Origin of the sequence: Ligilactobacillus acidipiscis DSM 15836 (assembly GCF_001435755.1) — a bacterium.
Lineage (GTDB): Bacteria > Bacillota > Bacilli > Lactobacillales > Lactobacillaceae > Ligilactobacillus > Ligilactobacillus acidipiscis.
Map to the genome: position 1 here is coordinate 1 of NZ_AZFI01000096.1, position 8376 is coordinate 8376.

The window sequence follows — 8376 nt, forward strand, 5'->3', positions numbered from 1 at the left end:
TAGTGTTGCACTTAACTTGACAATTGAGGCACTTGAATTTAACTACTTAACAATTATAATGATGTTTGGTATTATATTACAATATTTCAGCATCGATTTTCATGAAAATATAAGTCATTTTTTCTTTTTGTGAAAAGTGTGTTGGGGTTTATGTTAAACTAAGTTAAGTAGAATACAGCGTAAAAAGAGGAATGAACAAAATAATGAAAATTCTTGCAATTGACACTTCCAATCGTCCGTTAAGTGTGGCACTTTTAGAAGATCAAACTTTACTAGCAGAAAACACTACCACTGTCAGCAAAAATCACAGTGTTACTCTGATGCCGGCAATCGAGGAGATTTTTAAACAGAGTCAGTTAAAGCCAGAAGAAATCGACCGTGTTGTGGTTGCTCAAGGACCAGGTTCTTATACGGGTTTACGGATCGGCGTAACTACTGCTAAGACTTTAGCATATAGTTTAAATAAAGAGTTAGTTGGTGTTTCAAGCCTTGCCGTCTTAGCTAAGGGAGTCCAGGCTGATGCTAAGACATTGCTTGTGCCGGTGTTTGATGCACGGAGGGATAATGTTTTTGCTGGAGGCTATATGTGGGATGATGGCCAATTAAAAAATGTTTTGCCAGATCAACACATCTCTTTTTCAAAGTTATGTAAACAGATAATGGGAAAAGAAGTCTGCTTTATAGGAGCTGACGTAGCAAAATTTGCCAATCAATTGAAAGAATTGATGGCTGGTCAAGACTACCGGATCGCTCCAGCGGAATCAGCAGTCCCTCGTGCCTTTAATTTAGGAACGTTAGGCCTTTTAAAAGAAGCGGAGAATGTAAATGATTTTGTACCTCGCTATTTGCGAATAACACAAGCTGAATCGCAATGGTTAAAAAGAAATCCGCAAGAAGGGAAAAAGCATGGCCCATACGTTAAAAAATATTAAAGAACGATTAGCTAATAAGATAAAAGTGATTTTTCAAGACAAGTCACTTGATTTTGACAATAAAGATATTGTGATCAATGGAGTTGATTATTTTTTGTGCCGAAATGTGATCTCGACTATTCCTGAAATGGTAGCAGTCGAGCAACGGTCACAATCAGAAGAAGATATCTGGAACTATAATACCTTTCAGCTCTGCATGCGGGATCAAAAGAAAGCTTTGTATTTTGGCTTACGTCAAGATGACCAATTGATCGGTTTTATTGGATGTCGGGTCAATGCATCGATGACTCGGATGCGCATTATGAGATTGTCTGTTTTACCGTATCCCGATAGAGAAAAAGTCGCTGTTACTTTGGTTAATACTTTGTTTGACAAGGCGGCAGAAACTGGGGTTCGTTCCGTTTTTGTACAAGTGCGGACCGGCCAAGAAAGATTGGGTGAATTTTATCGTAATATCGGTTTTAAAAAGGCTGAAACAGCGAAGAATAGTGAGCTCAACAATGAAGTTATCGAGTATCAATTTTTAGTTAGCGAGAAATAAGGAAAAGATAAAAAATGAATGAAAAAAAAGATACAATAATTTTAGCGTTTGAATCGAGTTGTGATGAAACAAGCGTCGCACTTGTAAGAAACGGGGCACAGGTTTTAGCTCAATCGACTGCTACTCAGATTCAGAGTCACCAACGCTTTGGAGGCGTTGTTCCTGAAGTTGCCAGCAGGCACCATATTGAGCAGATCATTGGCTGTTTGGATGATGTATTTCAACAAACTGGACTTGGTTATACAGACCTCGCCGCGGTTGCAGTTACTTACGGTCCTGGATTGGTAGGTGCTCTTTTGGTTGGAGTTTCAGCAGTAAAAGCTGTGGCGTTTGCACATAATTTGCCCTTGGTACCCGTAAACCATATGGCAGGCCACATTTATGCTGCGCGTTATACAGCTCCGATCGAATTTCCTGCAATGGCTTTGTTGGTTTCTGGAGGGCATACGGAACTGGTTTATATGCCTCAGGAAAATGATTATCAAATTATTGGTGAAACGCGCGATGATGCGTGTGGTGAAGCTTTCGACAAGATCGGACGAGTGCTTGGGATCAATTACCCGGCTGGTAAAGAAATCGACGAATTGGCTCATCAGGGGAAAGATACATTTAACTTTCCACGAGCAATGGAAAAAGAAGATAACTATGATTTTAGTTTTAGTGGTCTTAAAAGCGCATTTATTAATACGGTTCATCATGCAGATCAAATTGGCACAAAGCTTTCACATGCCGATTTGGCGGCTAGTTTTGAACAGAGTGTAGTTGATGTTTTGGCAGAAAAAACAGTGCGGGCACTGCACAACTTTCCAGTCAAACAGCTGATCTTAGCGGGTGGAGTCGCAGCTAACAGTGGTTTACGTACACGTCTAGAAAAAGAATGTGCTCAAATTCAAGGAGTGGACTTGTTAGAGGCCCCTCTTAAATACTGTGGTGATAATGCAGCCATGATCGGTGCGGCTGGTTATGTTGGCTTCAAGCATGGAAATAGAGCTGGCATGACACTAAACGCTGAGCCGGGTCTTGAATTTCCGTGGCTCTCAGTTTAAATTACAGCTTACTCAGTGAAAAAGTGTAAATAAAAACAGCGGATAACTATTCGAATTACGAGTAGATGTCTGCTGTTTTTTTGATTTATGAAGAGGAATCGCAAATTATGCCATAAACTCTTCTAATTCAACCGAGCTTTGTTCCCATTGTTCTTCAGTTGCGTTGAGCTCTTGACTCACTGACGTAAGTTTTTGCTGTAATTTTTGCATTTTAGTCAGGTCATTGAAGATATCCGGTTGAGACATTTTGTTTTCTATCCTAGTTTTTTCTTGGTCTAAGTTATCAACTTTTTCTTCTAATTGTGCAACTTCACGTTTTAATTTGCGTTGCTGTTTTTCCTTGGCTTTACTTTGCGTGTAGCTACTCTTAGCAGATGAAGTATTTGGGGAAGCTGGTTGTTTTTCGTCCTCAGCTTCCTGAGCTTTTTGTTCTGCAATTAACCGTTGCTCCTCTTTTTTCTCAATATAGTAATCATAGTCACCCAAATATAAGGTACTGCCTGATGGAGAGATTTCAATGATCTCATCAGCAGTTTGGTTGATAAAGTAACGGTCATGAGAAACAAAGAGAACTGTTCCAGTAAAGTCTTGGAGCGCTTTTTCTAGGACTTCTTTACTGTTGATATCCAAGTGGTTAGTCGGTTCATCTAAAATCAAGAGGTTATCATGTTGCATCGCCAATTTAGTTAAAAGTAGCCGCGCCTTCTCACCACCAGACAAGTTATGCACGATTTTTTTTACATCGTCGCCCTTGAATAAAAAGCTGCCTAAAAGGGAACGAATATCTTTTTCTGGTGTAGTAGGATGCTCATCCCAAATTTCGTTGAGAACAGTTTTTTGGGGATGGAGTCCTTGTTGCTCTTGATCATAATATCCGTATTGAACGTTAGCACCGAATTTGGATGATCCAGAGATAAAAGGGATCTGCCCGATAACACTTTCCAATAAAGTCGACTTACCGATCCCATTTTGACCGACAACAGCTAAAACTTTGTTTTTACGCAATTCAAAATTAACTGGCCCAGAGATAGTTTGTTCATCATGGCCGATATATCCATCTGAAACTGTTAGGACAACTGAGCCGCTTTTGGAGGATGGTGTGAAAGAAAAATGCGGTCCTTTTTCGTCACCTTCCGGTCGCTGAATACGGTCCATTTTATCTAATTGCTTTTGCCGACTTTGAGCTCGTTTACTTGTCGTTGCTCGGACTAAGTTTTTGTTGACAAAATCTTGTAATTTATCAATCTTTACTTGCTGTTTTTCATATTCTTTCCAAGCTTGTTTTTGATCTTCTTTTTTTTGCTTCACAAATGAAGTGTAATTTCCTGGGTATGTTTTGGCACGCTTGTGACTAATGTCGCAGACTTCCGTGATGATTTTGTCAAGAAAATAGCGATCATGGGAAACAAGTAACAAAGCTCCTGGATAACTTTGGAGGTAACTTTCCAACCATTGCAAGGTCTCAATATCCAAATGGTTAGTCGGTTCGTCTAAAATCAGCAGATCTCTTTTTTCAAGGAGCAATCTGGCAAGCGCGAGGCGTGTCTTTTGACCACCTGATAATGAAGAGATCTTTTTATTAAAATCTTCTTCCTGAAAATTAAAGCCATGAAGCACGGAACGAATCTCTGCTTGATAACCGTAACCGTTTTGTGCAGAAAAATCATGCATCAATTGGTCATATTGTTTTAGCAGTGAGTGATATGAAGTTGATTCGTGATCCTGACTTGAGACGATTTTATTTTCAAGCTCATGGATCTGCTGTTCCATTTTAATCAAGCCTGCGAAGACTTTTAACATTTCATTATAAATAGTGTCTTCAGATTCTAAACCGGTATCTTGAGCTAAATAACCGATCGTTAGTCCCTTACGACTAACAATTTGTCCTTCGTCAGGTTCATTTTCACCGATGATCATTTTGATCAAGGTAGATTTACCAGCTCCATTTGGTCCGACAAGAGCGATCCGTGAATTGTCTTGGATATTCAAATTTACATTTTGAAAAAGTGGATCTCCAGCAAAAATACGAGCTGCCTGTTGGACTTGTAATAAAAGCATAAAAATTTCACCTGCCTAATTTTTTAGTCTACTAAACTATTTTAGCATATCCTGCAATACATCGCCTTAAATTTAAATTTTTTCAATTAAGTTGTGAACTAATGAACTTTTTATTTGATTGTGAATTTTACTATGGTAAAATGATTTGAGTGAGCATTTGTGAAAGGGGCTTAAAAATGGTGAATGCAAAAATACCTAGAGCAACGGCTAAAAGGTTGCCGATTTACTATCGCTATTTAGGTATCTTATTTAATTCAGGTAAGAAAAGAATTTCTTCAACTGAATTAGCGGAAGCAGTTAAAGTTGATTCTGCAACGATTAGACGTGATTTTTCTTATTTTGGTGCATTGGGTAAACGGGGATACGGGTATGACGTTAAAAGTCTGCTGGATTTCTTTAAAAAGACATTGAATCAAGATAAGCTGACTAACGTTGGTTTGATCGGGGTAGGTAATTTAGGACATGCATTGTTGAATTATAACTTCCATGGCAGTAACAATGTACGGATCAGTGCCGCTTTTGATATTGATGAGAGGATCACTGGAACTATTCAGAGTGGTGTACCGATTTATCCTATGAGTCAAATGAAGGAGCAATTAGTTGAACAGCAAATTGAAGTTGTGATATTGACTGTTCCATCTCCAGTTGCACAGCGCGTTACTGACGAACTTGTGTCTGCCGGTGTTAAGGGTATCCTGAACTTTACACCTTTGCGTGTGACTGTTCAAGACGGAGTTCGCATTCAAAACGTTGATTTGACTAACGAATTACAAACTTTGATCTATTTTTTAAATCATGTTGATCAACAGGATGGATAAGTGAGACTATTTATGGTTGAACTAATTGATAAAAAATCGTAGGAATTTACTGATCTTGGTAAACTCCTACGATTTTTTAGTTAAGTAACAAGACTAGCAAGTTCATCAAAATATGAGTCGCCATAGAGCCTTGGATCTTACCAGTTCTTTCATAGACTAAACAAAATATTAAACCGATGGCTGTATACGTTAAAAAGTGACCGTCTCCATGTCCTAGTGCGAAAAGAAGGCTGGAAAAAAGAGCTGTCTGCCACGGTTTGAACCAATAACTAAAATTGCCGAATAATACTTTACGGTAAATTAATTCTTCGATAATTGGTTCGGTGAACACAATAACTAGCAGATAATACGGGTATTTACCGGCAACCGCCATTAATTGACTGGTGTTTTCAGAAATAACAGGTTGTTGCAAAAACGCAGTTTCAAACCACAGCAAAACTCGCTGTACGGTCAAAACGATGATCACACCGCCAAGCATCCATAAAAGTGACTGCCAAATAACTGCTTTCTTTTCTTCTAATTTGTTTTTGTATTTAAAGTGGAGTGTCAGCCAAATCAAACTAATTGCTCCCAAAAGATTTAGAATAGTCTGAACTGGATACAAAAGATCATTATTGTGGATAAATTGAAAAGCTATTTGCTGAAGCAGGATCAAAATAAAATACCCCAGCAATAGACTTAATGAATTGGATTTTAGTTTCAATTATAGGTCTCCTTTTTGATGCTTCAGTCATTATAGCATAATCTTTTTGGCAAATTAGCACTCGAAGCAAGAGAGTGACAAAAAGTACTTGCATTTTAAAAATAAAGTGTTTATTATAATAACTGTAATTTAATCAGCACTTGGATGTGCTGAGTGCTAAAAATATATTGGAGGGATCTAGAGTGCTGAAACCATTAGGAGACAGAGTTATTCTTGAAGTTCAAGAAGAAGAAGAACAAACAGTTGGTGGGATCGTTTTAGCAAGCAATGCTAAAGAGAAGCCGCAAACTGGTAAAGTCGTTGCTGTGGGCGCTGGTCGTGTTCTTGACAACGGCGAAAAGAGTGTACCAGAAGTAAAGGCTGGGGACTCAGTGATCTATGATAAATATGCAGGAACTGAAGTAACATATGAAGGCAGCAAGTATTTAGTAGTCCGTGCCAACGATATTGTTGCTGTGATCGACTAGACTTTTAGTTAACGCGTAGAACTCTAATTTTTTGATGAGGTGAAATTAATGGCTAAAGAAATTAAATTTTCAGAAGACGCACGAGCAAAAATGCTTGCTGGTGTAGATAAATTAGCAAATACAGTAAAATCAACTATTGGACCAAAAGGCCGGAATGTAGTTTTGGAACAAACATACGGTTCTCCAACTATCACTAATGATGGTGTTACGATTGCTAAAGACATCGAATTAGAGGATCATTTCGAAAACATGGGAGCTAAACTTGTTTCGGAAGTTGCATCCAAGACAAATGATATTGCTGGTGACGGGACTACAACAGCTACCGTCTTGGCTCAAGCAATCGTTACAGAAGGTATGAAGAATGTGACAGCTGGTGCCAACCCTGTTGGGATCAGAACCGGTATCGATAAAGCTACTAAGACTGCTGTTGAAGCTTTGCATGAAATGTCTCATGATGTTTCTTCCAAGAGTGACATCAGCCAAATCGCCGCCGTTTCATCTGCAAGTGAAGAAACCGGTAATTTGATTGCTGAAGCTATGGAAAAAGTTGGTAATGACGGTGTTATTACTATTGAAGAATCAAAGGGTATCGAAACTTCCTTAGATGTTGTTGAAGGTATGCAATTTGATCGCGGCTATCTTTCACAATATATGGTAACTGACGAAGATAAGATGGAAGCTAATTTGGACAATCCATACATTTTGATCACTGACAAGAAGATCTCAAATATTCAAGACATCTTGCCATTGTTACAAAATATCGTACAACAAGGCCGTCCATTGTTGATCATTGCTGATGACATCGAAGGTGAAGCATTGCCGACATTGGTTTTGAACAAGATCCGCGGAACATTTAACGTAGTTGCTGTTAAGGCTCCTGGTTTTGGTGACCGACGTAAAGAAATGTTGCAAGATATTGCTGTTTTAACTGGTGGTACAGTTATTACTGAAGATTTAGGCTTACAGCTTAAAGATACTACTATCGACCAATTAGGTACTGCAGGCAAAGTCACTGTAGATAAGGAAAATACAACTATTGTTGAAGGCTCTGGCGATAAAGATCAGATCGCAGAACGTGTTGCACAAATCAAAAAACAGATCTGTGAAACAACATCTGACTTTGACCGTGAAAAATTACAAGAACGTTTGGCTAAGTTGTCTGGCGGTGTTGCTGTAGTTAAAGTCGGTGCCGCAACAGAAACTGAATTGAAAGAACGTAAATACCGGATCGAAGATGCTTTGAACTCAACGCGTGCCGCTGTTGAAGAAGGCTTTGTACCTGGTGGTGGTACTGCTTTGGTCAACGTTATTGATAAAGTTGCCGCTTTAAAGGAATCCGGCGATGTTCAGACTGGTATCAACATTGTCAAGCGCGCCTTGGAAGAACCAGTTCGTCAAATCGCATTTAACGCTGGTTTAGAAGGTTCTGTCATTGTAGAAAAATTGAAGAGTGAAAAGCCTGGTATCGGATTCAATGCTACTACAGGCGAATGGCAAGACATGATCAAAGCCGGGATCGTTGACCCAACTAAGGTCACTCGTTCTGCTTTGCAAAATGCCGCTTCCGTTGCTGCTTTACTTTTAACTACTGAAGCAGTTGTTGCTGATAAGCCAGAAGCAAAAGATGATTCTGCTGCCGCACCACAACCAGGTGCCGGTATGGGCGGAATGATGTAAATCATTAAAAATTATTTTAAAGCTGAGGAATTTTTTCCTTGGCTTTTTTTAATGAAAAAATCCCTCAGATCCTTTCATGAAGCGGTTTTTGATATTTTATTAAATTGATCCTGAATTATTCATACTTTTCGTTG

General features: G+C 38.9%; 8 protein-coding genes. 6 read left to right on the forward strand and 2 right to left on the reverse strand.

The window, feature by feature from the left end; genetic code table 11:
• Nucleotides 1–203: 203 nt before the first annotated feature.
• The 3 genes from tsaB to tsaD are packed head-to-tail and all read left to right on the forward strand — an operon-like array spanning nucleotide 204 to nucleotide 2519.
• Nucleotides 204–932 (forward strand): tRNA (adenosine(37)-N6)-threonylcarbamoyltransferase complex dimerization subunit type 1 TsaB, encoded by a 729-nt coding sequence (gene tsaB / locus FC65_RS07125; RefSeq protein WP_056972087.1) that lies wholly within the window; start codon nucleotides 204–206, stop codon nucleotides 930–932.
• The gene (locus FC65_RS07130) at nucleotides 907–1473 is read left to right on the forward strand and encodes a GNAT family N-acetyltransferase (protein ID WP_235803098.1); all 567 of its coding nucleotides are present in this window, start codon (nucleotides 907–909) and stop codon (nucleotides 1471–1473) included. Before tsaB ends, FC65_RS07130 begins: the two co-directional genes overlap by 26 nt.
• A gap of 14 nt (nucleotides 1474–1487) precedes the next feature.
• The gene (gene tsaD, locus FC65_RS07135; protein WP_056972088.1) at nucleotides 1488–2519 is read left to right on the forward strand and encodes a tRNA (adenosine(37)-N6)-threonylcarbamoyltransferase complex transferase subunit TsaD; all 1032 of its coding nucleotides are present in this window, start codon (nucleotides 1488–1490) and stop codon (nucleotides 2517–2519) included.
• Nucleotides 2520–2624: 105 nt separating this feature from the next.
• Here the strand turns inward: tsaD and FC65_RS07140 are convergent, their stop codons facing one another.
• Nucleotides 2625–4577: an ABC-F family ATP-binding cassette domain-containing protein gene (locus tag FC65_RS07140; protein WP_056972089.1), complete on the reverse strand. Its 1953-nt coding sequence runs from the start codon at nucleotides 4575–4577 to the stop codon at nucleotides 2625–2627.
• Between the two features lie 176 nt (nucleotides 4578–4753).
• Between FC65_RS07140 and FC65_RS07145 the strand changes: the two genes are divergently transcribed.
• Nucleotides 4754–5395, forward strand: a complete 642-nt coding sequence (locus tag FC65_RS07145; protein ID WP_010497907.1) for a redox-sensing transcriptional repressor Rex — start codon at nucleotides 4754–4756, stop codon at nucleotides 5393–5395.
• 76 nt (nucleotides 5396–5471) lie between these two features.
• Here the strand turns inward: FC65_RS07145 and FC65_RS07150 are convergent, their stop codons facing one another.
• Nucleotides 5472–6098, reverse strand: coding sequence for a CPBP family intramembrane glutamic endopeptidase (locus FC65_RS07150; RefSeq protein WP_010497916.1), 627 nt, complete (start codon nucleotides 6096–6098; stop codon nucleotides 5472–5474).
• 182 nt (nucleotides 6099–6280) lie between these two features.
• Between FC65_RS07150 and groES the strand changes: the two genes are divergently transcribed.
• Complete coding sequence (groES, locus tag FC65_RS07155) at nucleotides 6281–6565, forward strand: co-chaperone GroES (protein WP_010497918.1); 285 nt, start codon at nucleotides 6281–6283, stop codon at nucleotides 6563–6565.
• Nucleotides 6566–6613: 48 nt separating this feature from the next.
• Nucleotides 6614–8242: a chaperonin GroEL gene (gene groL, locus FC65_RS07160; RefSeq protein ID WP_056972090.1), complete on the forward strand. Its 1629-nt coding sequence runs from the start codon at nucleotides 6614–6616 to the stop codon at nucleotides 8240–8242.
• Nucleotides 8243–8376 lie beyond the last annotated feature (134 nt).